This window comes from Parabacteroides sp. D25 (assembly GCF_000307475.1).
In the GTDB taxonomy this organism is placed as follows: domain Bacteria; phylum Bacteroidota; class Bacteroidia; order Bacteroidales; family Tannerellaceae; genus Parabacteroides; species Parabacteroides distasonis.
The window spans coordinates 199,137-223,061 of sequence record NZ_JH976500.1 but is presented as its reverse complement, the minus strand read 5'-3'; the positions used below and the strand labels follow the sequence as shown (position 1 = coordinate 223,061).

Below are 23,925 nucleotides of genomic sequence, written 5' to 3'. Positions count from 1 at the left end.
TATCAACCTAACACTTTTACCTGCGACCACCACCGGCACGGCCACCTCCGCCACCAACAGAGCCTCCACTAGAACGACCTCCACCGAAGCTACCGGAAGAAGAACCTACCGAACTACTACGAGAAGGAGAGGAACTTCTAAATTGACTGGAAGAAGAGCGACTATTTGAGAAATCGCTACTGCTCCTAGAAGAGGAACGTGTTACCGGAGCTGAATATTGACGTCCGGAAGAAGATGCGGCTCCAGAACTACTTCTGGAAATCCTTGTTCTCGCCGAGCTATTACTTATGCCCGAGCTACTTCTTGTCGTTGCCGAATTTCTAACAGAAGAAGAGGAACGACGTCCCGCACCAGAGGATATAGCAGATTCCCTACGGGTAGATCCCGCACGTCCATTGCTCAATGAACTTGAAGACGAAGGTCTTGTAGTCGATCCTGAATTTCTCAAGGAAGAAGAGCCACTGCTCCGCCCACCTGTATAACCGGAACCTCTGCCACTCGCATAAGAGCGATTATCTCGATAAGAGGAACGTCCGTTTGAATAATGTCTACTTGGAGTCGAGTAGTAACCGGGATAGTAATGGTGATGATGTCCCCAATGGCCACCCCAATAGCCTCCACCCCAGCCCCAAGACGGGCCATACCATGGATCGTACCACGGACTATAATAGCCGGCATAAAAGCCTCCCCAGCCCCAGCCGAATCCCCAAGACGGGCCGTAGAAGCGAGATGAATAAGTCCACCAAGGGCTATAGCTATAGAACCAAGGATCGTACCAACCTGTATACCAAGGCGAGCCCCAGCCGTTGCCGACATTGATATTAAAATTCACGTTCGCGCTACCGTTCGAATAATCCGTATCATAGCCGTAACCATAATATCCGTCACTCAGATACAAATCGACTTGATCCGCTCCGGCGATCGTAATCTTACTCGGCGAATGATAACGAATGATACGTTCCGTATATTCAGTATCCGAACGACGCTCGGAAGAAGACTCATTCTCATCGCTATCCTCATAGATAACGGAATCATCCTCACGATAAGGCTCCTCTACCTCGACTGATGTATAACGACGGTTATATTCATCCACATCCCGGCTGTCTGAAGAAGCTGGGCTCTTGGCTGTAGCGACCAGGGCCCTAGACTCCTGTTTCGGCTGAACAACCTTTTTCTCTTCAACCTGTTCTTTCTTTTTCTTGTTTTTGGAAGAGAAATACACATCATCAAAGAACTCCTCCTGAGCCGCGGCACTAAACGCGATCAGAAGCATCATCACTAAAGATGTTAATTTCATGGGTTTCATATTTGTTTCTCCTCTACATTAAATAAATATTTTTCTCTTTTCATGTTTGACACCCTTTTATGCAAAGGGTTTAAACGCTTTTTAGTTTTATAACAATAAACTCAATGCAATGTATGTACAAATATAATCGGTTCACGCTAATGTCCCAAGATTTACATATACTTTAACTTATAAAACTCACACATTCATTGTTATCTATAAAAGAAGATGCAAAGTTGGCGTAAACGCTGCAATCTCCGCAAATTCTTATTATTTTTGTTTCAAATTATAACGAAAAAATTACGCATATGGTATTAGCCTCGACAATAGATTTCACATTGCCCTTAGCGGACCCGGTATTAAAATTTCTCTTGATTCTTTTAATTATCCTGGCCGCTCCCCTTTTATTAAACAAGCTGAGAATCCCTCACCTGCTTGGACTGATCATTGCCGGCGCAATTATCGGACCGCACGGCTTTAATCTCGTATTACGGGATAGCAGCATTATCTTGTCCGGGACGGCGGGATTGCTTTATATCATGTTTCTCGCCGGATTGGAAATCGATATGGCGGACTTTAAGAGAAATAGTACGAAAAGCCTAGTATTCGGCATGTACACATTCCTCATTCCGATGATCCTAGGAACGGTTGTCGGAATATGGGTCCTGCGATTCAACGTATTGACCTCCGTTTTACTCGCCAGTATGTTCGCCTCCCATACATTGATCGCCTATCCGATTATCAGCAAACTGGGTATCAGCAAAAACAAAGCTGTCAGTATCACCGTAGGAGGAACGATGATCACTGATACCTTGGCATTGCTCGTCCTAACGATCATTGTCGGCATGGCCACCGGACAGGTCAACGATATGTTTTGGATTCGTCTGGGCGTTTCCATCTTGATATTCGCATTAATCGTATTATTCGGTTTCCCTTTCATTGGGCGTTGGTTCTTTAAGCATGTACACGATAATATATCACAGTATATATTCGTGCTGGTGATGGTATTTCTGGGATCTTTCCTAGCTCAGGTAGCGGGTATGGAGGCGATCATCGGGGCGTTCTTATCCGGACTAGCCCTAAATCGCCTTATCCCGCAAAGCTCACCCTTGATGAATCGTGTAGAGTTCGTAGGAAATGCCATATTCATCCCATTCTTCTTGTTGGGCGTAGGTATGTTAATAGATTATCGTACGTTCTTTACCAGTTTCGAGACCATTAAAGTTGGGCTTATCATGATTATCGTAGCTACGGCCGCCAAATACATAGCCGCTTGGATGACCCAAAAGACTTTCCATCTGTCCACGGATCAGCGAAGCGTTATTTTCGGCCTAAGTAACGCACAAGCCGCCGCTACATTGGCCGCCGTGATGGTCGGATATAACGTAATCACCGGAACAGACGCTAATGGGGAACCAATCCGGTTATTAAATGAGAGCGTGTTGAACGGTACGATCCTGATGATACTTGTCACTTGCACCATCGCCTCTTTCGCCGCCCAAAAAGGCGCTCATAACATAGCGGCCCAAGATATATCCGATAAGGAGGAAAACAAAAAAGAATCAGAGCATATCTTGATACCAGTCAGCAATGAAGAGACCGTGGAAGAGCTGGTCAACCTCAGCTTGGCGATCAAATCTCCCCAAAACAAGAACGGCTTGTTTGCCCTAAAAGTGATAGATAACCATCATTCAGACGAGAAAGCGTTAAAACAATCCCGCAGGGTTCTACAGACCGCAGTCAATACGGCTGCCGCCACGGATACCCGGATGAAAGATTTATTAAGATATGACTTAAGCGTATCGAATGCTATCGCCAGCGTGGTAAAAGAGCGGGAGATCACAGATCTGGTAGTGGGATTGCACAAGGAAAAAGATATACCGGCGGCCTTCCTAGGCCATATCGTGGAAAGTGTATTGGCGGAAAGTAGTGTAAGTACATTCATATACAAGCCCGCACAACCCATCTCTACCGTTAGACGGCATCTGATCATCATCCCGGAATTGGCCGAAAAAGAAATCGGTTTCAACCAAATCATCTTCCGGTTACGAAACGTGACCCAGAACACAGGTGCAGCGACAGTCTTTTACGGTTCGGAAGCGACCTTGAATGCCTTAAAGAAATTATTAGCCAAGAAAAGCGGAGAAGCCAGTTATATCGAATTCAACGACTGGGATGACTTCCTGATCGTTTTCCGGGATATAAAACCGGACGACACGATGTGGATTATCCTTAGCCGCAAGGAAGGACTTTCCTACGCTCCCGCCATGGCCCGTATCCCCAAGTACCTCAACAAATACTTCCAGGCAAACAGTTTCGTATTGGCATATCCCGTGCAGGCTGGCATGAACGAGGGTACTCGCTATCTGACTTAACCATTACGGAACCAGCCTCTCACGCCAAGACTTTCGAGGTGAGTACGGCATTTTCCGCTTGGCGTATCCCAGACGGAGGATCAAGGCTGGAATCTCGTTGGTGAAAGACAAGTCTTTCGCCAGCAAACCGGAAAGATCACGCACCTCACAAGGCTGGTTCAAAAAGGCGAAAGCGATATTCTTTTCCGTAGCTCTCAAAAGAAAACGTTGCAAACTCCGGCCTAGCGCAAACCATTCCGGTAGCGTATTTATCCGTAAGGCGAACAAGGCTAAATGAGAAGAAGAGTCCAGCTTCTTCTTGTCTCCCCTATTTTGTATGCCGGCTTTCAAGACACTTCCCATGATTGTCTCTGAGATAAGACGGGGAAGGTTCGGCGCCCCGAACACCGCATAACTCAGGCCGTCCGATGTAGCTCGTACATGATTCTTATTAAAACGCATCCATGATTTCAGCTCTCGCTTAAACAGACGATCGTTCATTTGCCGGTTATTCCCCGCAAATATATAAGAAGAAAGCGTATCGAACTCCCACTCTCCTTTCGACCACAAATGCAGACTGATATTTTCCTCCAAAGGCGTATTCCTCAAATAGCTCAGTTGATCCGATGGAATCATTTCCCCGGAATATATGCCTCGATTCGTCTGTCTCACCGAAATTTCCTCGATAAGCCCACTCGTCTCCTTAATCATCGATGCCTCCGACAAGAGTACGGTGATCTCCCCCGATCCTGAAAAAAACGGTAGCGGAGTATATCCTTTTGCCTCAGCCGCAATGCAAAGATTCTCGGTGGCGCATCCTAAGCTAATAAATAACTCACGGTTATCCGGATCTACGGCCGGAAGGGACTTACTCATATCCGGAAGAATCTGTATCCTATCCTTTTGCACACGAAACAACCAAGGTTGGGTATTATGCCCCGATGGGGCTTTCACGGCTTGTTCCATCATATAGATAAAATCCGGCCGTATATCACTTATCCGCAATGATCCTGTTTCCATATTATTATACACTTTCTCATTCTAGCGATGCCCGCTACCTCTTTCCGTTTGTGCCCGGACAAACGCCTCAAAAACAAAAAATCCCGTAAAGCTTTCGCCTTACAGGACTCTCTGCGGAAAGACAGGGATTCGAACCCCGGGAACCTCTCAGTTCAACGGTTTTCAAGACCGCCGCAATCGACCACTCTGCCATCTTTCCAATAAGTAAATCGTGTGACCTGGGAGGGGCTCGAACCCTCGACCCAATGATTAAGAGTCATTTGCTCTACCAACTGAGCTACCAAGTCATTCTGTTTCGCTATCGTTACTTTTTCAAACCACCGTTTGTTTCTCGATTGCGGGTGCAAAGATAGAGGTTTTATTTTTCCCCGCAAACTTTTCGACTACTTTTTTTCATAAAATTTTAATCAAACTCGTAAATATCCGAGGGTGTAGTCCGCTTCAACGCTACCAATGAGACATCTTTCCCTACCCTTATGCCCTCTTGGAAAAGACGTATATCCACTGTCTTATAGGCCAGTTCGGGATGGTTATTGTCCCGGCTGAGATGGCAAAGCCAGATATTCTTCAAACCGGTATTATAATGGGTCGCCAAGAACTCCGCGGCCTCCCTATTACTCAAATGCCCGGTCGGGCTCGCCACCCGCTCTTTCAAGAAAGCAGGATATGTACCGAAACGAAGCATCTCCTCGTCATAGTTCGCTTCCAATATTAAATGGTTCGCCATGCAGATATATTTCCCCACCGTGTCCGTGATATGGCCTACGTCGGTAGCGAAAGTGAATTTATGATTACCATACTCGATATGGTACCCCACATTATCAGTACTATCGTGAGGCACCTCGAAAGCCGTGATACGGAAATCACGGATAAGGAATGGAACTTCTTTTTCTATAACCTTGCGAGAGACACATAAGGTCTCCTCCACATACCGGCTCTTATCAATCCCCCGGTGCACGTCGGCTGTCGCATAGACAGGAATGCAAAGCTTCTCGCCCAAATACCCGACCGTCTTGATATGATCCGCATGATCGTGGGTAATCAACACGGCCACGATCTTGGTAAAATCGATCGACCGGTCCTTCAATACTTTCTTTATGGTCCGGATTCCGATACCTGCGTCAATCAGCATACCGAATTCCGAAGTCCCCAAATAATAGCAGTTCCCACTGCTCCCACTAGCTAAACTCAGAAATGATAGTTTCATACTCTCCTATTCCGCAACACTGCTTTTTTTCTGTTTTACATAGTATACACTAGGGGCGGAACGTCTCAGGGATCGATACCTCCCCGATCAACGAGCAGTTCATATGCTCCTTCACCTCGTCGGGTGTCAGCCCATGGCCGAAGAGGAACATTAGCTTCGTCACGGCGCTCTCCGTCGTACTATCGAAGCCGCTCGTCACGCCTGCCTCCAACAATTTGTGCCCCGTCTCATAACGGTGCATCTCCACACTTCCGGCCCTACACTGAGTAACATTCACGATAACGATACCACGGTCTACAGCCTCCTTCAACATATTCAAGAACCATTCCTCGCACGGAGCATTTCCGCTTCCGAATGTTTCCATCACCACACCTTTCAGACCCGGGATATTCAGGATACTTTCCACTACTTGCGGAGAAATTCCGGGGAATAGTTTTAGTATAGCGATATTTCGGTCCAACAAATAATGCGGCTTCAGCGGCTTACGCGATACCGGATGATATACCTGCGGCAGATCATACTTGATATAGATACCCGCATGAGCCAAAGCCGGGTAATTGTACGAACGGAACGCATTAAAATTATCTGCATTTATCTTACTCGTACGATTCCCCCTCAATAAATCATTCTCAAAAAAGATACAGACCTCCGGGACCAACGGTAAGCCGTTCTCCTTGGCAGCCGCTATCTCGATCGCCGTAATCAAGTTCTCCTTCCCATCGGTACGCAACATCCCGATCGGTAATTGCGATCCCGTAAGGATCACCGGCTTACTCAGGTTCTCGAGCATAAAACTCAATGCCGATGCCGTATACGACATTGTATCCGTGCCATGCAGTACCACGAAGCCGTCGTATTTCTGATAATTATCGGCGATGATTTTCACGATCTTCATCCACGAGTCCGGCCCCATCTCCGAGGAGTCCATCGGAGGATCAAACTGTATCGTGGCCACCGAATACCCCAGTTTCTTCAACTCCGGCATATTGTCCTTCAAATGCTGGAAATTAAACGACTCTAACACTCCAGTCTCCGGATTCTCGATCATACCTATCGTCCCACCCGTATATATCAACAGGATGGAAGCCTTTTCTTGTTGAGTATGCATGTCCATATAATTATGCAAAGTTAATAAATTATTCTTCTCCTTTCAACACCGGAACACTTATATGATATTTTACGGCGATTATACGTGCGAGGAACACGCTCAACGCCGATACGAACTGTATCATCGCCGCCGACATAGAAGTTTGCATACATATATAATATATCAAACCGCCAAAGACACAAGCCAACGCATAAATATCTTTCCGGAATATCAAAGGTTCCTCATTAATCAATATATCCCTCATCATACCGCCAAACGAGCCGGTTATGGTTCCCATCACGATCGCCACCCACATGGGGAACCCGAAATCCAAGGTCTTGGCGATACCTACCACCACAAACAACCCCAATCCGATAGCATCGAATATAAAAAATGTATTGTTCAAACGGATCACGTATTTTCGGAAAGCGATAACGAACAACAAAGCCAAGGCCGAGACAACCAAATAAGAGGCTTGTTCCATCCAAAAAGGCACCGCGTTCAATAAAATATCACGAATCGTACCTCCTCCTACAGCGGTCACGACACCCACCACATAGGCGCCAAACCAATCAAATTGTTTCGCAGAAGCCAATCTTATGCCACTTATGGCAAACGCAAAGGTCCCTGTATAGTCACAAAAGGTGATAAAATCTATCATTTTGTTTTTTTCGCAAAAATACGGAATAGTTCGCAAATAACAGCATTTATAGAAAGAATACCTAACAATAATTTAAACCAAACGAATCCCTTAATGTTTATTATATATAAGTTTGCGGAGTGGTTATAACCGTAACCTATTGATTTTTATTTACAAAAGAGAATTGAATTAGATGAGGATGAAAAAATGCATGTTGATCGGGTTGATCTGTCTGCTATCCAGCCAATGGATGTGGGGGCAACACTTCCCTCAGATGGATGCCCGCAATTACGTGAGCGACACGGCCCTTTTCATTCCACGCCGCCCTTGGTTGGCAGCAAGCGAGGTATTCGGAATGAACATGGCCGTCTGGACTTTCGACCGTTTCTTAATGAACGAGGATTTCGCGAAGATAAACGGACATACGATTAAGCAAAACTTCAAGACGGGGCCTGTTTGGGACACGGATAAGTTCTCTACCAATCTGGTGGCCCATCCCTATCACGGATCGTTATATTTCAACGCGGCCCGTAGCAACGGACTGAATTTCTGGCAATCCATTCCATTCGCGGCGGGAGGCAGCCTAATGTGGGAATTCTTTATGGAAACGGAACCGCCCTCCATCAATGACATGCTTGCCACCTCTTTCGGCGGTATAGAATTAGGTGAGATTACCTACCGGCTCTCCGACTTATTCATCGACAACCGCTCCCACGGGGCGGAACGTGTGGGACGGGAGATCTTATCCGGTTTGATATCTCCGATGCGGGCGATCAATCGTATCATCACGGGAGAAGCTTGGAGACACAGCAGCTCCAAGGGGCGTGTCTACACCTCGGTTCCCGTAAACTTCATCGTGGGTGTTGGTCCTCGCTTCCTTGCCGAGCAGGAAGGCTCCAAGCATGGCACTACGAGCATGCACGTATCCTTCAGGTTGGATTATGGAGATCCTTTCAATGATGATTTCTATTCGCCCTATGAATGGTTTCAGTTGAAGGCCGGGTTCGATTTCTTTTCGAGCCAGCCGCTCATCAGCCAAGTCAATGCCGTTGGGGCTATCTGGGGGAAACAGGTCTGGAGTAAAGGCCCTCGTAGTCTGGCCGCTGGAATCTTTCAGCATTTCGACTACTATGATTCCGAGTTAAAATCCAATAGTTCCCAAACGGTAGCTCCCTACCGCATATCGGAAGCGGCGGCGGTCGGTGGTGGATTGATCTATTACAAAAGAGGCACGCCGGACAATAAGGTAGATGTTTACGCCGAATTATACGGAACAGGAGTCGCCTTGGGCGCAAGCATCTCCGATTACCTCCGGCTGGAAGAGAGAGATTATAATCTGGGAAGCGGTTATAGCGTGAAAGCGTTTACCGGATTGGCCTACGATAAACGCTGGGCGTTCTTGATCGATTTGGAGAACTACCATATCTTCACATGGAAAGGATACGAGCCGGATATAGACTGGAATGCGGTGGACCCTACAAAGTTAAACGTACAAGGCGATGCCGGCAACGCACGTTTAACGGTATTTTCCACCACCTTAGCCTATATGTCCAAGCATAAATGGAATATTGCGTTGCGAAATCGTTATTTCTCCCGCCGTACCCATTATAAGTATCATAAAGATATAGATAGCTCCACGTATGATATTATGCTGACGCTTGGGTGGAGGATTTAATTCTTCCGCTCAAGCTCACGCAGATTCTCCATCTTCTTGCGCTGCATAAACTCATAGATGCCTTCCAAATGCTCCGTCACTTTTTGGTTTCCGAACTCATAGACCTTAGAGACCAGCCCATCCAAGAAATCACGGTCGTGGGATACGACGATCAACGTCCCGTCAAAGTCAAGCAACGCCTGCTTCAAGATATCCTTCGTCTTCATATCCAGATGGTTTGTCGGCTCATCCAGAATCAGCAAGTTCACAGGCTCCAACAATAGCTTAATCATGGCCAGACGTGTGCGCTCGCCACCGGAAAGCACCTTCACCTTCTTCGCCGAGTTCTCGCCGCCAAACATGAACGCACCCAGCAGATCCTTGATCTTATTACGGATATCGCCTTGCGCCACATCGTCTATCGTCTGGAAAACCGTAAGATTCTCATCCAGCAGGGAGGCTTGGTTCTGGGCGAAATAACCGATCATCACGTTATGCCCCAGCGTCAACGTCCCCTCATGCTCGATCTCTTTCATGATACACTTCACCAAGGTAGACTTACCCTCGCCATTCTTCCCGACGAAAGCGATCTTATCCCCTCGCTCGATCATCAGATTAGCGTTTCGGAAAACCGTATGATCGCCATACGCTTTCGAGACATTCTCGATCGTCACCGGATAAGAGCCCGAACGAGGCGAAGGCGGAAACTTCAAGCGCAAAGCCGAGGTATCTTCCTCATCCACCTCCAAGATCTCCAGTTTCTCCAGCATCTTCACACGGCTCTGCACCTGCAAGGTCTTGGAGTACGTGCCCTTGAAACGCTCGATGAACTCTCTCGTCTCGGCGATCATCTTCTGTTGCTCGTCATAAGCCTTCTGTTGTTGCTCACGACGTTCCTTCCGTAATTGCAAGTATTGGCTATAGTTTACCTTATAATCATAAATCCGGCCCATCGTCACCTCGATCGTACGAGTCGTGATATGATCCACGAACGCACGGTCGTGGCTGATCACCACTACGGCCTGACCGTTATCGATCAAGAAATCCTCCAACCACTGGATAGACTCGATATCCAAGTGATTCGTCGGCTCGTCCAGCAAAAGGACATCCGGTTTCTTCAACAGTAGTTTCGCCAGCTCGATACGCATACGCCAGCCACCGCTGAATTCACTGGTTTGCCGGTCGAAATCCTCCCGTTTGAAACCCAGTCCCAACAAGGTTTTCTCTATATCGGCGTCGTAATTGATCTCCTCTATGGAATAGAATTTCTCGCTCAAGGTAGAGACCCGCTCGATCAGCTCCATATAACTATCCGACTCATAGTCCGTACGAGTCTCCAGTTGCTTATTCAATTCGGCGATCTCCGCCTCCATCTCGTGCAGATGGGCGAAAGCCTGCGCCGTCTCCTCGAAAACGGTACGGCCATCCTCCGTCATCAAATGCTGCGGCAAATAAGCGATCACGGTATCTTTAGGGGCGGACACTTTTCCACGGCTTGGCTCCCGCACGCCGGCCAATATCTTCAACAAGGTAGATTTACCGGCACCGTTCTTACCCATCAAGGCGATACGATCTTTCTCGTTAATCACAAAAGAAACATCCGAGAAAAGGGCGCTTCCACCAAACTCTACTGTTAGTCCGTCAACTGAAATCATATGTTTATTTTAATACATTAATATAATGAAGCCGCGAAGATAAGAAAAATCCCTTTCATTAGGGATGTACAGGAGATTTCATACGATCTTTCCGGGGCAAGACTAGGAAGAAATTGGTTGCCGATGCCGTCGGCAATATTTTCGACGCCGTCAGCAATATTTCCGACAGCGTCAGCATTATTGCCGACGGTGTCGGCAACCAATTGCATAAGGGACTAATCCCTTAAACTACCTTTAAAAAAAGCAGAAGCATCCACATATTTTCCAACAAAACGCTTGTTTTATAAACAGAAACTCCTATCTTTGCACCCGCTAATACAAACAGCTTAAATTAATTATTCAAACATGGCAACAAAAATTAGATTGCAAAGACACGGTCGTAAAGGTTACGCCTTCTACCAAATCGTGATCGCAGACAGCAGGGCTCCACGTGATGGAAGATTTATTGAAAGGATAGGTTCTTATAATCCGAACACTAATCCTGCTACAGTAGATTTGAACTTCGAAAGAGCTTTGTATTGGTTACAAGTAGGTGCTCAACCTACAGACACAACTCGTAACATTCTTTCTCGCGAAGGCGTTTGCTTGAAAAAGCATTTATTGGAAGGTGTTAAGAAGGGTGCGTTCGACGAAGCCGCAGCTGAGGAGAAATTCCAAGCTTGGTTGAAGAACAAACAAGCTTCCGTACAAGCTATCAAAGAAAAAGACAGCGAAGCAGCTAGAGCAGAAGCTAAAGCACGTCTTGAGGCTGAAAAGGAAGCGAATAAGGCAAAAGCAGAAATCGTAGCTAAAAAGAAAGCAGAATTGGCAGCAGCTGAAGCTGCTAAGCAAGCTGAGGAAGCAGCCGCAGCGGCTCCCGCTGAAGAAGCTCCGGCAACTGAAAGCGCTGAATAATTCGTGCGATGCCAAAATAAAAAAGAGGACATTTTTCAATGCCCTCTTTTTTTATGCCTTTTCCACCAGCTACCGGATCTTCCTAATGCGTATAATCGATCAGCCGGATGCCATCGCCTAAATCGTTCTGGATAACATCCTTCATCCTTTTGGCGAAAGGACAGGCATAACCTATCGGCGTCCCTTTTTGGATACAGGAAGCAAAAGCGATACTATCCGCCCCTCTATTCACCAACTCCCTCGCCCTTAATACGGCCTTTTTTCCGGGACAACCTCCGCAATTGATAAACCCGATGATCTCAATATCTTCCTCTACGCCCTCAAAGGCTCCCTTTTTCTCACGGATCATCCTAAAATCAGTAGTACCGGGGCAAAAATCCTCTGTTTGCATACATCTGATAATTCCTACTTTCATAAAGCATCCCTCCCAATTAAAAAAGCCGTAAAATCTAAAATTCTACGGCTTTCCGATCTATAAATGATGATTAACTAAGTCGTGTTACTTCTTCTTCAACAAGAAAGTATCGATCTGTTTCACAAACTCCTCACGGGGAAGAGCTCCCATCGATATCTGAGGCTGTCCTTCCTTAGGGATAAACAAGAACGTAGGAATACTTTGTATACCGAAAGCGGCAGCCAACTCCTTTTCCTTATCCACATTTACCTTATAAACTACGATATCATTCTTATACAGGATAGCCAAATCCCTTAAAATAGGAGCCACTTGCTTGCAGGGACCACACCAGTCCGCATAAAAATCGATGATACAAGGCTTATCACCTTCATATACCCATTTCGTTGCGTTCTTCTCGTAATTGAATACCTTTTGCAAGAACTCTGCCTTGTTCAAAGTAACGACCTCTCCCTTGGAGGCGGTACCAGCCTCACTTGATTTATCTGATTTAGCGGACATCGAGCAGCTTACTAATAGCAGCACAACCGAAACCAGCCATAAACTTTTCAACTTTCTCATATAGAAACCTTTTACTTGATTGATAAATTATTTGCTACAAAAATAGCAATAAAAAGGGGATTCCCACACATTCTATTCTTAAAAGAAAAGAATAAACAAAAAGAAAAAAAGCGCATAAGACTCTTGTATATTCCAAAAGAATGACTACCTTTGCAAAGCAATTAAACGAAACGTTTGATCGCAAAACATATTGGAAAGATGGCAGAGTGGTCGATTGCGGCGGTCTTGAAAACCGTTGAACCGAGAGGTTCCCGGGGTTCGAATCCCTGTCTTTCCGCAGAACCTACTGAACAAAACAAGAGAGTAAGTGGACAAAAACCTACAAATCGCTGATTTGTAGGTTTTTTATTGCCTATAAGTCTTGTGTCCAATGCCTTATCAGAAGAAAATTCGGCTCACCTGATAATCAGTGGGGGTATCTTCAGGCTCATCTATATTTCAGCCGGCAACCTAAGACAAGTCGACCTACAGAAATATAGAAGTCGGCCAACAGATGAGATCATGGGATAACCATTGCCATATAAATCGCTGTCTTATATCCTGTTAATCAACAGGCCAACTCACTTGAGAAAGGCTTCCCAAGTGAATAACTAACCACTTCCAGACTCGTAAGCTTACGGCTACCCCCAGCCGTAAGTTATTCACTTGACAAGCCGTAAGTTATTCACCTGACAAGGCATAAATTATACATTAACCGTCTCTCCCCCGATGGTTATCGGGAAATGGCAGAGGAACTATAGATACAAGTGCCCCATTTGTCTTTTTGACAACTTGTAATCTGAAGTCCCGGAGAAACGATTATTCCGTACCCAAGTGCGTCTCGCTTCCAAATTCGAGAGAAAAAAACAGCAATTCTCTGTTTGATAGCTGTTTGCTGAAAAACGGCCTTTCGTTCCAGCCGAAATAATTCACCCTAGTTCATGTTTTACGGTCGTAAGGCGGTAATAATGCCCAACGCTACCGCATGTGAGGGCCGATACCTATATATGTGTAGGCTTACGCCACTATATGTGTTGCTTGACGCGACTATATGTGTGGGTTAACACTGCTATATGTGTGAGCTGATACAGCCATATGTGTAGGTTGATACGTATATATTCGTTAAAAAGCGACGCTTATCGTGTTAAAAAGCGGTGGTGGCAGCTTGTTCGCGCTCCCCGTTTACGCCCGTTGGCTTTTATAGCCAGAGAGCCGTGTCGTGAAAAAGAAGGCATTTCAATCAAAAAGATACCATTCATCGCATTAAGCTGACATCCGCGATTCTTGTCTTATCCCTTTGAATTAAGTCTGTCCCCAATAAATATCGGGTGAGCCAAGTAATCGCATCCAGACATTGCATCTCTATGTAAATTCGCAAGCGAAACTCTTGCATAATCAAAAAAAATCAATACCTTTGCACCCGGTTTCAACAAGACCTTGGAGAGATGCTCGAGTGGTTGAAGAGGCACGCCTGGAAAGCGTGTAAACCCCTAAAGGGTTTCGCGGGTTCGAATCCCGCTCTCTCCGCAGAACTAACCAGATAATGAACAGTCAAGTCCCACAAATCCAACGATTTGTGGGACTTTTTAGATTTTTTGTTACCTACACTAAATCTTCTTGTTTGATCGAATAACACTTAGTGTTTGTAAGATGACAGACAATATTATTACCCCTAGCCCTATATAAAAAGCGGCGTTCAACTCTTTAGCCTCACTAAAAAGAAGCATAGCCAAGATAATGCTATAAATAGGTTCCAGATTATAACTCAAGTTTACCGTGAACGCAGAGATCTTTTTCAAGACTTGTATCTGAAGTAAATACAAACCAATCGTACAAACAGAAGCTAAAAGCAATAAATAAGTAAAATCTAATAGCCCGGGAACAATCGTCGATACAGGAATATATCGCAAATAGAACGGTAAAATACAGGAAAGCCCGATAAAGCCACCTACCATTTCATACAAGAGCATGGTACTTGTTGAATAATTATTTCCGATCTTCTTATTCGTGATCGTGAACAAAGCCGCTAAAGCGGATGATATAATACCCAAACCTATTCCTAAACGATAGCGAGTATCGAAATGGAAAATCAGTACCACCCCAAATAAAGTCAACAAACTAAAAACAACCTCCTTGAAAGACACTCTATGACAATTAATCAATGGCTCTAGAAAAGCCGTAAAGAAACCTACCAGAGAAAAACAAACCACTCCAATAGACACATTCGAAGCCTTTATACTCCCATAAAAGAAAACCCAATGCAATCCCAGCAATAACCCTACTCCCCCTATTCTCAAGGCATCCCCGAAAGAAATTCGATTCAATCTTTTGCTGACGGATAAAACGAGTAAAAACAACAAAGACGCAAGCATCATACGATACCAGACCAATAGGGCTTCATTCAAGCTAATCAATTTTCCAAATATGCCCGTCGCACCTGCCAAAATAATAGATATATGCAGTTTTATAAATGCGTCTTTCATTATGTCACTATAATATTTAATTATGGACAAATGTATAAAGGAAATATAAGCTATCGAATTCAAACTTGATAAATACTCCGTTTTTTACCCTAATGGTAACTTTTTTCTAAATGGAGAAGCCTACTTTTGTGCCGCAAAAATAAAAAGAAAAGAAACTGATGATGCAAGACAGTATTGATTTTGGAACAATGAACATTCCGAAGTTGTTCCGTATGATGTTTATCCCTACCTTATTAGGTATGATCCTTTCCGCCACTATTAATATCGCCGATGGAATATTCGTAGGAAGAGGCGTAGGAAATGACGCCTTGGCTGCGGTAAATATCGTGGCTCCTTTTTTCATGTTAGCAACCGGAATCGGGCTTATGTTCGGAGTAGGCGCTTCTATCGTCGCCTCGATCCACCTTTCACACCAGAAAGTCAAGGTAGCGAATATTAATATCACGCAAGCGCTTTCGATCTCATTATGTATTATGTTATCGCTTTCCTTGTTAGTGATGACATTCCGTGCTGAGGTCGCTCTTTTATTGGGTAGTTCCGAGCAATTATTGCCCTCCGTATTGGAATATATGAACTGGATCGTCCCGTTCCTTGCCTTTTACATGTTATTGAATATCGGGTTATTCATTATCCGGTTAGACGGATCACCTACATACGCCATGTTATGCAGCGCTATCCCGGCCCTGATAAACCTAACATTAGACTATATTTTCGTTTTCCCATTGCATTGGGGATTAATGGGAGCCGCTTTAGCTTCCGCTATTTCCGTAATCGTAGGAAGTATTATGATCGTGGTTTATATCGTAGGTTTTTCTAAAGTATTACATCTTTACCGCCCTAAATTCTCGCTTAAAAGTATCTTATTGACAATCCGCAATATCGGATACATGGTAAAGCTTGGTTCTTCCGCGTTCTTAACTGAGGCAGCTATCGCTTGTATGATGCTGGTGGGTAATTATATATTCATGAGATACCTTGGGGAAGACGGGGTTGCCGCCTACAGTGTAGCCTGTTATTGCTTTCCTATCGTATTCATGGTGAACAATGCGATCGCCCAGTCTACCCCGCCGATCATAAGCTACAACTATGGCATACAGCAGTGGAAAAGAGTACGGCAGGCGTTTAAGTTAGCCCTGCTATGCGCTGTCGTGTGCGGAGGACTCGCCTGCGTGGGTACTATTTTATTCTGCCCGGAAGTCTCCTCCTTATTTCTCGGTAATCATGGCAACGCTTACGAGATAGCGGTCTCCGGCATTCCCTATTTTTCTTTGGGATATGTCTTTTTCGCTCTCAATATCGTTTGTATCGGGTACTACCAGAGCATAGAACGTTTCAAACCCGCTACGCTATTCACTATTCTACGAGGAATCGTGATTATCACCCTAAGTTTCATGTACCTACCTGTTGTCTGCGGAATTAAAGGTATTTGGCTGGCCGTACCTTTGTCGGAATTAATTACTTTTGTAATCATTGTGGTATACTATCTATTGAAACGTACAAGAGCATGAAAGAGGAAGTTCGCCAGAAAGTGATGGAACGGTTTTCAATCTCTGAGCAGGCCATGCGGTTATTGCTGGAAAGCGCAGAGATGATGTCGTTTGTCCCCAAAGATATAATCGTACATGAAGGTGAGATAAACACGAATATGTATATCTTATCCAAGGGAATCTGGCGGGCTTATACATTTAAAGATGGGACGGAAGATACCTTTTGGTTCGCCGTGGAGAGCGAGATCGCACTCCCGGTATGGGGATATACTTCCGGCTCTCCTTCTCTTTATACCATAGAAGCCGTTACGGAAAGCGAGGCGTATTGCCTATCCAAACAGAAACTAGAAATCCTATTTCAATCCTCCGTGCAATTAGCAAATATCGGAAGAAGGATTCTAGAGAATTTTATGCTTGAGATCGAGACTTCATGGTTAAGTTCTTACAAACGAACCGCCATTGAACGTTACGCCATTCTATTGGACAAGCAGCCCGAAATCATCCAATCCGTCCCCCTAAAATATATAGCTTCTTATCTAGGTGTCACGGCTCAATCCTTAAGTAGAATCCGGGCGAAATTAGCTAGTTCTTTAACCTTTATCGTGTAAAGCCTCTTCATTTTTATAACGCATCGATAACCAACCTCTGACTTTTCATAAAGTCAATACGTTAAATCCGTAAATAACGATCAATAATCTCATAATAACTTTCTATCGCATTAGCGGATCGGAGCAAGTTCATATCGAAAGTCACTCTATTATACAAGTGATTTCCTATGATCTGATCCCAACTTACAGGAAATTTGCGCAACCTCATCAATCGTAAAAGCGACCTCCCCACGAAGCCTGCGGTACACCGCCTCTCTCCCGATACATAAAGTATCCGTCAAGAAATTAGCAAGATTTTGTCCGGGAGGAAGCCTATCTTTCATTGCGGTTATCAATTCATTTACAATACTATCTTTCATTGCCTTATACCTTATTTCCAACTATTAATATTCCTTAATACATTTGGCAAATGTAAAACATGTAAACGATAGTTTTGTACGATAAAGCAAGCCTATGAGAATTGTTCCTTTTCTAATTAAAGCAAACACAGACAGAAAAAGATAGAAAACGAAATTAAACTAAAAAAGCACCTATAAATTTCGAATCGCGCAATCGGAAGATCTAGGTTGTTTCATTTATCGAAACAGGTTCAAACCCTAAAGCGTATTTATAATCTCCCTTTGTCTATTGAAAAACTGGATACGTTGCATCTCTCCACTCTCGGAGATCATGGTAGAGAACTTTTTTAAAGATTGAATCCAGTCTTTCAAGCTATTAAACATCTCAGTATCCTGTGTCGTAATAGAATTTATCGAGTAAACCCGTATCATACTTAACTGCAAAGAACTTGTTTCCAGATAACTATACGTAGCCTCAAAGTTAATATGCGATACATAAATTCGTACACTATTGCCAGCCTCGGTCTTTCCTCTCATGGCAAGTTCTTCCAATTCATCCACCAACACTAATAACTCCTCTTTGATACGTTGTATATCCTCACAGGAAATAAGATGGATATCGGAGAAATATTTAATGTCATTGACCAAATGATGGAAGATCATATTATCCCAAATATAATCCGTAGAATGGATATACTGTGTCAACGATACAAATTCTCTTTGGGTATCAACCAGTTTTTCCGGCATCTTCAGATTCTCAAAATGATTGCATTGGATATGCTTATTCTGATACATCCACTTAAATAAACGAAACTTTGACAAAAGGTCATGCTTCAAATAAAGGGTCTGAGGAATAGTATTGGAAGAGGTACCCAAAGCCGTAGTAGGATCATCCTGAAAGGCCCTAAAGATCTTCACATATCTAGACAAGATCGTAAAATAAGCATTAAAAGGATCATCGTGATCTACCACATTCAAGTCGAACACGGCATTGGCACTAAAACTAACCCCTACTATTTTATCCAATGACACACCCAATTTCCTTGAGATAAGAGCTGCCTCTTCCAAGGTGAAAGGAACCTCGCCACGTAAGCGCCTATAAATGGCTTCTCTGCCAATACAAAGGGTATCCATCAACAGATTCGCCAAATTTGTCTTAGGGGGAAGTTTTTCTTTTAAAGCTTCAATCAAGCCTGTATTTAATTCATTTATCATCATAACCATGTCGAATGAAAAATCATCTACTCTAGTAACATATATAGAGAGGAAGTTGTTTCGAGAACAAGTACATTCGTAGATGGATTTTCAAAGCACGTAGCTTTTCAGCTTATTCATATCAACTATTTTCCCTTCCCGGGAAATAGCCCCTTCCTCTATCATTTCCGAGAAACTACGGGCCAATGAAGGACGGGCCACTCCAAAATATTCCGAAAGCTCTGTTTGATTACGATCCTGCTTATAATGGTCTCCTTGAATACGTTTAAGTATATAGTAAGCCAGTTTACCTTTAATGGTCTTAATCGATAATAATTGAAGACGTTCAGAAAGAAATTGTGTTCGGTTGGCGTTAAAAGCCATATAGCTTTGAAGAAAATGCTCGTTTGTCGCCAGCAAACGCATCACCGCACTCTTAGGTATTAAAATGATCTCGCATTCCTCCAAGGCGATAACATCTACCGGGAAGCGATTATTTTCCGCAAACAAAAATGCGGAGGCCAAAGGAGTAGGCGCCGATAAAGTCTCCACTTCCAGAATTGTCCCGCTTTCGGTGATCATCTCAGTCTTTACCCGTCCTTTACTCAATAGATAAAGCGAAGATAAGGCATCTCCCTGACGAGCCACCCAGTCACCTTTCTTAAACGACCTTGTCGAATAATCCAACGAACTGAAAAGAGCGGTTTGCTCTTCCTCAGACAATTTTCCGCAAATAGGACACAAGCTCAGGTTCATAAAACTTCCTTTTGCGGATAAAGATAAAGAAAATAATCAAAGAGTGTAACAACTGTTACAGATTAAACGACCTTCTCCCCCCTACATTCGCGATAAACTTTAAAAATAAAAGCTATGTTCTGTTATCAATGTCAAGAAACCGCCCAAGGAAAGGGCTGCACATTAAAAGGTGTATGTGGTAAGACCGCCGAAGTGGCCGGATTACAAGATTTACTGATGTACTTAATGAAGGGAATCTCCAAATTAACAACGACTTTACGCAAACAAGGCGTGGAATCATCCACGGCCAATAAGTTTATCGTAGACGGACTTTTCATGACCATCACAAACGCCAATTTCGATTCATCCAGGTTCGTCTCAAAGATCAAGGAAGCCTATCAGCTACGGGAGAACCTTCTCAACGAATTGCATCGACTGGGAATCCATCTTTCCTTAACCTGCGACTGTCTGACTTGGAAATCGGATAAAGTAGAGGAAATGGAGGTCAAAGCGAAAGAAGTAGGTATTCTTGCCACAGAAAACGAGGATATCCGTTCTCTATGCGAATTACTCACTTATGGGGTTAAAGGTATGGCCGCCTACGTGGAGCACGCTTACAACCTAGGTTTCGAGGATACCAGCCTCTATGCCTTTATGCAAGATGCCTTGGTAACGACGACTCGATCAGACCTGACTGTCGCCGATTTAACCCAATGGGTACTTACCTGCGGCGAATACGGAGTAAAAGCCATGGCCTTATTAGATAAAGCGAATACTTCCACCTATGGCAACCCGGAAATTACGAAAGTGAATATCGGCGTAGGAAAGAACCCGGGTATACTTATCAGTGGGCACGACTTGAGAGACATTCAAGACTTGCTGGAACAAACCGAAGGTACAGGCATAGATGTCTATACACATAGCGAGATGCTTCCCGCACATTATTACCCGGCTTTCAAGAAGTATAAGCATTTTGTAGGAAACTACGGTAGCGCCTGGTGGAAACAAACATCCGATTTCGAGACATTCAATGGAGTTATCCTGTTTACGACCAACTGCCTTGTCCCTCCCCGTTCTTCCGCCACTTATGCCGATCGGGTCTATACGACCGGCTCTACCGGGTTCGAAGGATTCCCACATATCGCCGATCGTAAGCCCGGAGGCTCTAAGGATTTCTCTGCGTTAATCGAACACGCAAAGAAATGCGCCCCTCCAACGGAAATCGAACACGGGGAAATCATCGGTGGATTCGCTCATGAGCAGGTATTCCAATTAGCCGACAAGGTTATCGATGCCGTAAAATCAGGAGCGATACGTAAATTCTTTGTCATGGCAGGTTGCGACGGAAGAATGAAGAGCCGTAGCTACTATACCGAATTCGCCGAGAAATTACCGAAAGATACCGTCATATTAACCGCCGGTTGTGCCAAATATCGTTACAACAAACTGCCTTTGGGTGAGATCAGAGGTATTCCACGGGTATTAGATGCCGGACAATGTAATGACAGTTACTCATTGGTGATGATCGCCCTCAAGTTAAAAGAGATCTTCGGGCTGGATGATGTCAATGAATTACCTATCGCATACAATATCGCATGGTACGAGCAAAAAGCGGTAATCGTATTACTCGCCCTACTCTACCTAGGCGTAAAAAACATTCACTTAGGACCGACATTGCCAGCGTTCTTGTCGCCGAATGTAGCCAAAGTATTGGTCGATAATTTCGGGATCGCCGGAATAGGTAGTGTAGACGAAGACATGGAACTATTTCTAGGAAAGTAAAATAAACCTTTACCGATCCGCTCTTGTTTTCCTATCACATTTTAATCGATTCAAGATGAATAAGGAACAACAAAAAAGAGTAGCCGCCATTCATGACCTATCGGGATTCGGCAAATGTTCATTGACAGTTGCCCTCCCGATCCTCTCGGCGGCAGGAATAGAGACAAGCGCCTTACCTACGGCCATACTTTCTACACACACAGGAGGTATTCTCGGCTATACATATAGAGACTTGACGGAAGATATGCGTCCGTTCATGAAGCATTGGAAAGAATTAGATATCCGTTTCGATGCCGTCTACAGCGGCTTTCTTGGATCTTTCGAGCAATTAGATATCGTAAAAGAGTTCTTCTCCCTTTTTAAGCGGGAAGATAACCTGATTCTAGTCGATCCTGTCATGGGCGATAACGGAGAACTGTACAAGATATTCACCCCTAAATTCGCCAAAGGAATGAGATCCCTTTGTGAAAGAGCGGATATCATCGTACCGAACCTGACGGAGGCCGCATTATTGTTGGGCGAACCCTACCAAGCAGGTCCCTATACCAAAGCTTATATCGATGGTATTTTACATAAGCTAAGTCAGCTAGGCCCTAAGCAAGTTGTCTTGACCGGTGTCTATTTCGACGAGAAAGAACTGGGAGCCGCCACTTTCGATATGGAACGAAATGCGACAGAGTATGTTTTAACAGAGAAAATACCCGGTTATTATCATGGTACGGGAGATGTTTTCGCAAGTGCTTTACTGTCCGGTTTGTTAAATAATTTCAACTTGGAGAGATCTGCGGAAATAGCCGTTCGCTTCACGGCAGAAAGTATTCTTCGAACATTCAAGGCGCAAACGGATTATCGCTTTGGCGTGAACTTCGAACAATCCATTCCGGATTTACTAAAAGAACTGAAACTGATATAAATGAGAGCCTTTTTTTTCTCATATTTGCAAATAATAAGGAATATAATAGTATGGCTAAATTAAGAATAGCGTTTTCTGGTATCGGTGCGGTGGGTGGTTATTACGGAGGTATGGTCGCCGCCCGCTATCAAGGAACAATAAAAGCAGATATCTTTTTTATCGCCCGTGGAGAAAATCTAAAGGCTATCCGTGAAAAAGGTTTACAAATGCAACTAGGCATCCGGACAATCCATACGGCTCCGGCACTAGCCACCGATAATCCCGCCGAGATAGGGCCGGTAGACTACCTTTTCTGTTGTACAAAAAGTTACGATCTAGAAGAAAACATCCAGCAGCTAAAGCCTGTTATCGGACCTGAGACCGTTATCATCCCCTTGCTAAACGGATTGGATATCGAAGAACGAATCCATAATATACTACCCGGACAAGAGGTCTGGAAAGGATGTGTTTATATCGGTTCCCGCTTGACAGAGCCGGGTGTTGTCGAGAAATTCTCCTTGAAGGAACGTATTTTCTTCGGCAACAAAGATGCAAACAAAGATAAGCAAACCGAGTTGCTTAAATTACTTATGTATGCCCGGTTAAACGCTTTTAATCCAGCGGATATAGACCTACGCATCTGGAAGAAATTCTTCATGATCTCTACGGCGGCTACGGCTACGAGTTTCTTCAACCAGCCCATTGATGAAGTACTAGCCCAACATATTGATCTATTCATCGCTTTGGGTACGGAATTAAAAAGCGTAGCGGAGGCTATGGGAGTCTGTTTACCCGATGACATCGTCTATACTTCCATCGAGACGCAAAAGATGATGCCGGCCGGCTCCACGACTTCCATGCATAGTGATTTTCTCGCCGGGAAAAAAACAGAGTTGGAAACATTGACCGGATATGTTATTCGTCAAGCGGAGAAGCTCGGCGTTGATGTCCCTACTTATCGATTTATGTATAACGGATTGTCTTTTTATCCCTATCCGAAAAATCAGTAATATCATACATTATGGAAGATCTAATAAACGGGCGTTGCGGTTGGTGCGGAACTGACGAGTTGTATATGGCGTACCACGATCAAGAGTGGGGAAAGTTGGTGACTGACGATAAAACACTGTTCGAGTTTCTTGTATTGGAAAGCTCTCAAGCCGGATTGAGTTGGATAACAATCCTTCGGAAGCGTGAGGGATATCGTAAGGCTTTTTGTGACTTCGACACCGAACGGGTAGCGCAAATGACCGATGAGGATGTTGAACGGTTGATGCGGTTTGAGGGTATCGTGAAAAACCGCCAGAAAATCAAATCCACAATCACAAACGCAAGGCTGTTCCTCGCCATACAAAAGGAGTTCGGCAGCTTTTACAATTACACCCTGTCATTCTTTCCCGACAGAAAACCGATTATCAACACATTCCGGTCATTGAGCGAGATCCCTGTCACGTCGCCTGAATCCGAAGCCATGAGCAAGGACATGAAGAAGAGGGGCTTCAAATTCTTCGGACCTACAATTTGTTACGCCCACCTACAGGCTTCGGGATTTATCAATGATCATCTGATAGACTGCGTTTGCAGGAAAGGATAATAAAAAGGGGATGTGTCAAAAGTCCGGTTTATTAGATTTGACACACCCCCTCATTATTATTTAG

General features: G+C 44.4%; 20 protein-coding genes, 4 tRNA genes and 1 pseudogene. 11 read left to right on the top strand and 14 right to left on the bottom strand.

What is annotated here, in order from left to right; all coding sequences use genetic code 11:
* Nucleotides 1–16: 16 nt before the first annotated feature.
* Nucleotides 17–1,306 (bottom strand): hypothetical protein, encoded by a 1,290-nt coding sequence (locus HMPREF0999_RS00880; protein WP_008779584.1) that lies wholly within the window; start codon nucleotides 1,304–1,306, stop codon nucleotides 17–19.
* Between the two features lie 287 nt (nucleotides 1,307–1,593).
* Between HMPREF0999_RS00880 and HMPREF0999_RS00875 the strand changes: the two genes are divergently transcribed.
* Nucleotides 1,594–3,660: a cation:proton antiporter gene (locus HMPREF0999_RS00875; RefSeq protein ID WP_009274920.1), complete on the top strand. Its 2,067-nt coding sequence runs from the start codon at nucleotides 1,594–1,596 to the stop codon at nucleotides 3,658–3,660.
* Nucleotides 3,661–3,663: 3 nt separating this feature from the next.
* Here the strand turns inward: HMPREF0999_RS00875 and HMPREF0999_RS00870 are convergent, their stop codons facing one another.
* The 6 genes from HMPREF0999_RS00870 to HMPREF0999_RS00845 all read right to left on the bottom strand — a co-directional run bounded on the left by HMPREF0999_RS00870 (nucleotide 3,664) and on the right by HMPREF0999_RS00845 (nucleotide 7,614).
* Nucleotides 3,664–4,659 carry an Acg family FMN-binding oxidoreductase gene (locus tag HMPREF0999_RS00870; RefSeq protein ID WP_005858161.1) on the bottom strand — a complete coding sequence of 332 codons (996 nt, stop codon included), beginning with the start codon at nucleotides 4,657–4,659 and terminating at the stop codon, nucleotides 3,664–3,666.
* Nucleotides 4,660–4,773: 114 nt separating this feature from the next.
* Nucleotides 4,774–4,858 (bottom strand) — tRNA-Ser (locus HMPREF0999_RS00865).
* 15 nt (nucleotides 4,859–4,873) lie between these two features.
* Nucleotides 4,874–4,946 (bottom strand) — tRNA-Lys (locus HMPREF0999_RS00860).
* 116 nt (nucleotides 4,947–5,062) lie between these two features.
* Nucleotides 5,063–5,866, bottom strand: a complete 804-nt coding sequence (locus tag HMPREF0999_RS00855; RefSeq protein ID WP_005858162.1) for an MBL fold metallo-hydrolase — start codon at nucleotides 5,864–5,866, stop codon at nucleotides 5,063–5,065.
* Between the two features lie 49 nt (nucleotides 5,867–5,915).
* Nucleotides 5,916–6,980, bottom strand: a complete 1,065-nt coding sequence (locus tag HMPREF0999_RS00850; RefSeq protein WP_005858163.1) for an asparaginase — start codon at nucleotides 6,978–6,980, stop codon at nucleotides 5,916–5,918.
* Nucleotides 6,981–7,002: 22 nt separating this feature from the next.
* The gene (locus tag HMPREF0999_RS00845) at nucleotides 7,003–7,614 is read right to left on the bottom strand and encodes a trimeric intracellular cation channel family protein (RefSeq protein ID WP_009274919.1); all 612 of its coding nucleotides are present in this window, start codon (nucleotides 7,612–7,614) and stop codon (nucleotides 7,003–7,005) included.
* A 172-nt stretch (nucleotides 7,615–7,786) separates the two neighbouring features.
* Here HMPREF0999_RS00845 and HMPREF0999_RS00840 point away from each other — a divergent pair, with 172 nt between their 5' ends.
* Nucleotides 7,787–9,268 (top strand): DUF3943 domain-containing protein, encoded by a 1,482-nt coding sequence (locus HMPREF0999_RS00840; RefSeq protein WP_005858165.1) that lies wholly within the window; start codon nucleotides 7,787–7,789, stop codon nucleotides 9,266–9,268.
* Here the strand turns inward: HMPREF0999_RS00840 and HMPREF0999_RS00835 are convergent.
* Entirely contained in the window at nucleotides 9,265–10,902 is a 1,638-nt protein-coding gene (locus HMPREF0999_RS00835; protein ID WP_009274918.1) for an ABC-F family ATP-binding cassette domain-containing protein, read from the bottom strand. The two genes, HMPREF0999_RS00840 and HMPREF0999_RS00835, sit on opposite strands and share 4 nt — an antisense overlap.
* Before the next feature lie 345 nt (nucleotides 10,903–11,247).
* Here HMPREF0999_RS00835 and HMPREF0999_RS00825 point away from each other — a divergent pair, with 345 nt between their 5' ends.
* On the top strand, nucleotides 11,248–11,796 hold the full coding sequence (locus HMPREF0999_RS00825) for a 30S ribosomal protein S16 (RefSeq protein ID WP_005858168.1): 549 nt from the start codon (nucleotides 11,248–11,250) through the stop codon (nucleotides 11,794–11,796).
* Between the two features lie 82 nt (nucleotides 11,797–11,878).
* On the opposite strand, the gene HMPREF0999_RS00820 is transcribed toward HMPREF0999_RS00825, so the two are convergent.
* On the bottom strand, nucleotides 11,879–12,211 hold the full coding sequence (locus HMPREF0999_RS00820) for a CGGC domain-containing protein (protein ID WP_005866270.1): 333 nt from the start codon (nucleotides 12,209–12,211) through the stop codon (nucleotides 11,879–11,881).
* A gap of 84 nt (nucleotides 12,212–12,295) precedes the next feature.
* A complete protein-coding gene (trxA, locus tag HMPREF0999_RS00815) occupies nucleotides 12,296–12,769 on the bottom strand; it encodes a thioredoxin (protein WP_005858169.1) in 474 nt (157 codons plus the stop codon).
* Nucleotides 12,770–12,961: 192 nt separating this feature from the next.
* On the opposite strand from trxA, the gene HMPREF0999_RS00810 reads away from it, so the two are divergent.
* Nucleotides 12,962–13,046, top strand: a tRNA-Ser gene (locus HMPREF0999_RS00810).
* A gap of 1,141 nt (nucleotides 13,047–14,187) precedes the next feature.
* A tRNA-Ser gene (locus HMPREF0999_RS00805) sits at nucleotides 14,188–14,275 on the top strand.
* 80 nt (nucleotides 14,276–14,355) lie between these two features.
* Here HMPREF0999_RS00805 and HMPREF0999_RS00800 read toward each other — a convergent pair.
* On the bottom strand, nucleotides 14,356–15,231 hold the full coding sequence (locus tag HMPREF0999_RS00800; protein WP_008779581.1) for a DMT family transporter: 876 nt from the start codon (nucleotides 15,229–15,231) through the stop codon (nucleotides 14,356–14,358).
* A gap of 158 nt (nucleotides 15,232–15,389) precedes the next feature.
* On the opposite strand from HMPREF0999_RS00800, the gene HMPREF0999_RS00795 reads away from it, so the two are divergent.
* Both HMPREF0999_RS00795 and HMPREF0999_RS00790 read left to right on the top strand, forming a co-directional pair.
* Entirely contained in the window at nucleotides 15,390–16,739 is a 1,350-nt protein-coding gene (locus HMPREF0999_RS00795) for an MATE family efflux transporter (RefSeq protein WP_009274916.1), read from the top strand.
* Nucleotides 16,736–17,326 carry a Crp/Fnr family transcriptional regulator gene (locus HMPREF0999_RS00790; protein WP_009274915.1) on the top strand — a complete coding sequence of 197 codons (591 nt, stop codon included), beginning with the start codon at nucleotides 16,736–16,738 and terminating at the stop codon, nucleotides 17,324–17,326. Before HMPREF0999_RS00795 ends, HMPREF0999_RS00790 begins: the two co-directional genes overlap by 4 nt.
* 64 nt (nucleotides 17,327–17,390) lie before the next feature.
* Here HMPREF0999_RS00790 and HMPREF0999_RS00785 read toward each other — a convergent pair.
* From HMPREF0999_RS00785 to HMPREF0999_RS00775, 3 genes and pseudogenes are all read right to left on the bottom strand, one after another.
* A pseudogene (locus HMPREF0999_RS00785) lies at nucleotides 17,391–17,685 on the bottom strand (hypothetical protein); the annotation flags it as partial.
* Between the two features lie 237 nt (nucleotides 17,686–17,922).
* Nucleotides 17,923–18,882 (bottom strand): hypothetical protein, encoded by a 960-nt coding sequence (locus tag HMPREF0999_RS00780; RefSeq protein WP_008779577.1) that lies wholly within the window; start codon nucleotides 18,880–18,882, stop codon nucleotides 17,923–17,925.
* Between the two features lie 87 nt (nucleotides 18,883–18,969).
* Complete coding sequence (locus HMPREF0999_RS00775) at nucleotides 18,970–19,614, bottom strand: Crp/Fnr family transcriptional regulator (protein WP_005858175.1); 645 nt, start codon at nucleotides 19,612–19,614, stop codon at nucleotides 18,970–18,972.
* 114 nt (nucleotides 19,615–19,728) lie between these two features.
* Here HMPREF0999_RS00775 and hcp point away from each other — a divergent pair, with 114 nt between their 5' ends.
* From hcp to HMPREF0999_RS00755, 4 genes are read left to right on the top strand one after another with little or no spacing between them, the layout of a single operon-like run.
* Nucleotides 19,729–21,375 carry a hydroxylamine reductase gene (gene hcp, locus HMPREF0999_RS00770; RefSeq protein ID WP_009274914.1) on the top strand — a complete coding sequence of 549 codons (1,647 nt, stop codon included), beginning with the start codon at nucleotides 19,729–19,731 and terminating at the stop codon, nucleotides 21,373–21,375.
* Between the two features lie 55 nt (nucleotides 21,376–21,430).
* Nucleotides 21,431–22,288 carry a pyridoxamine kinase gene (locus tag HMPREF0999_RS00765; RefSeq protein WP_005858177.1) on the top strand — a complete coding sequence of 286 codons (858 nt, stop codon included), beginning with the start codon at nucleotides 21,431–21,433 and terminating at the stop codon, nucleotides 22,286–22,288.
* Nucleotides 22,289–22,338: 50 nt separating this feature from the next.
* Nucleotides 22,339–23,277 carry a ketopantoate reductase family protein gene (locus HMPREF0999_RS00760; protein ID WP_009274913.1) on the top strand — a complete coding sequence of 313 codons (939 nt, stop codon included), beginning with the start codon at nucleotides 22,339–22,341 and terminating at the stop codon, nucleotides 23,275–23,277.
* An 11-nt stretch (nucleotides 23,278–23,288) separates the two neighbouring features.
* Complete coding sequence (locus tag HMPREF0999_RS00755; protein ID WP_005858179.1) at nucleotides 23,289–23,861, top strand: DNA-3-methyladenine glycosylase I; 573 nt, start codon at nucleotides 23,289–23,291, stop codon at nucleotides 23,859–23,861.
* The last annotated feature ends 64 nt before the right edge of the window (nucleotides 23,862–23,925 follow it).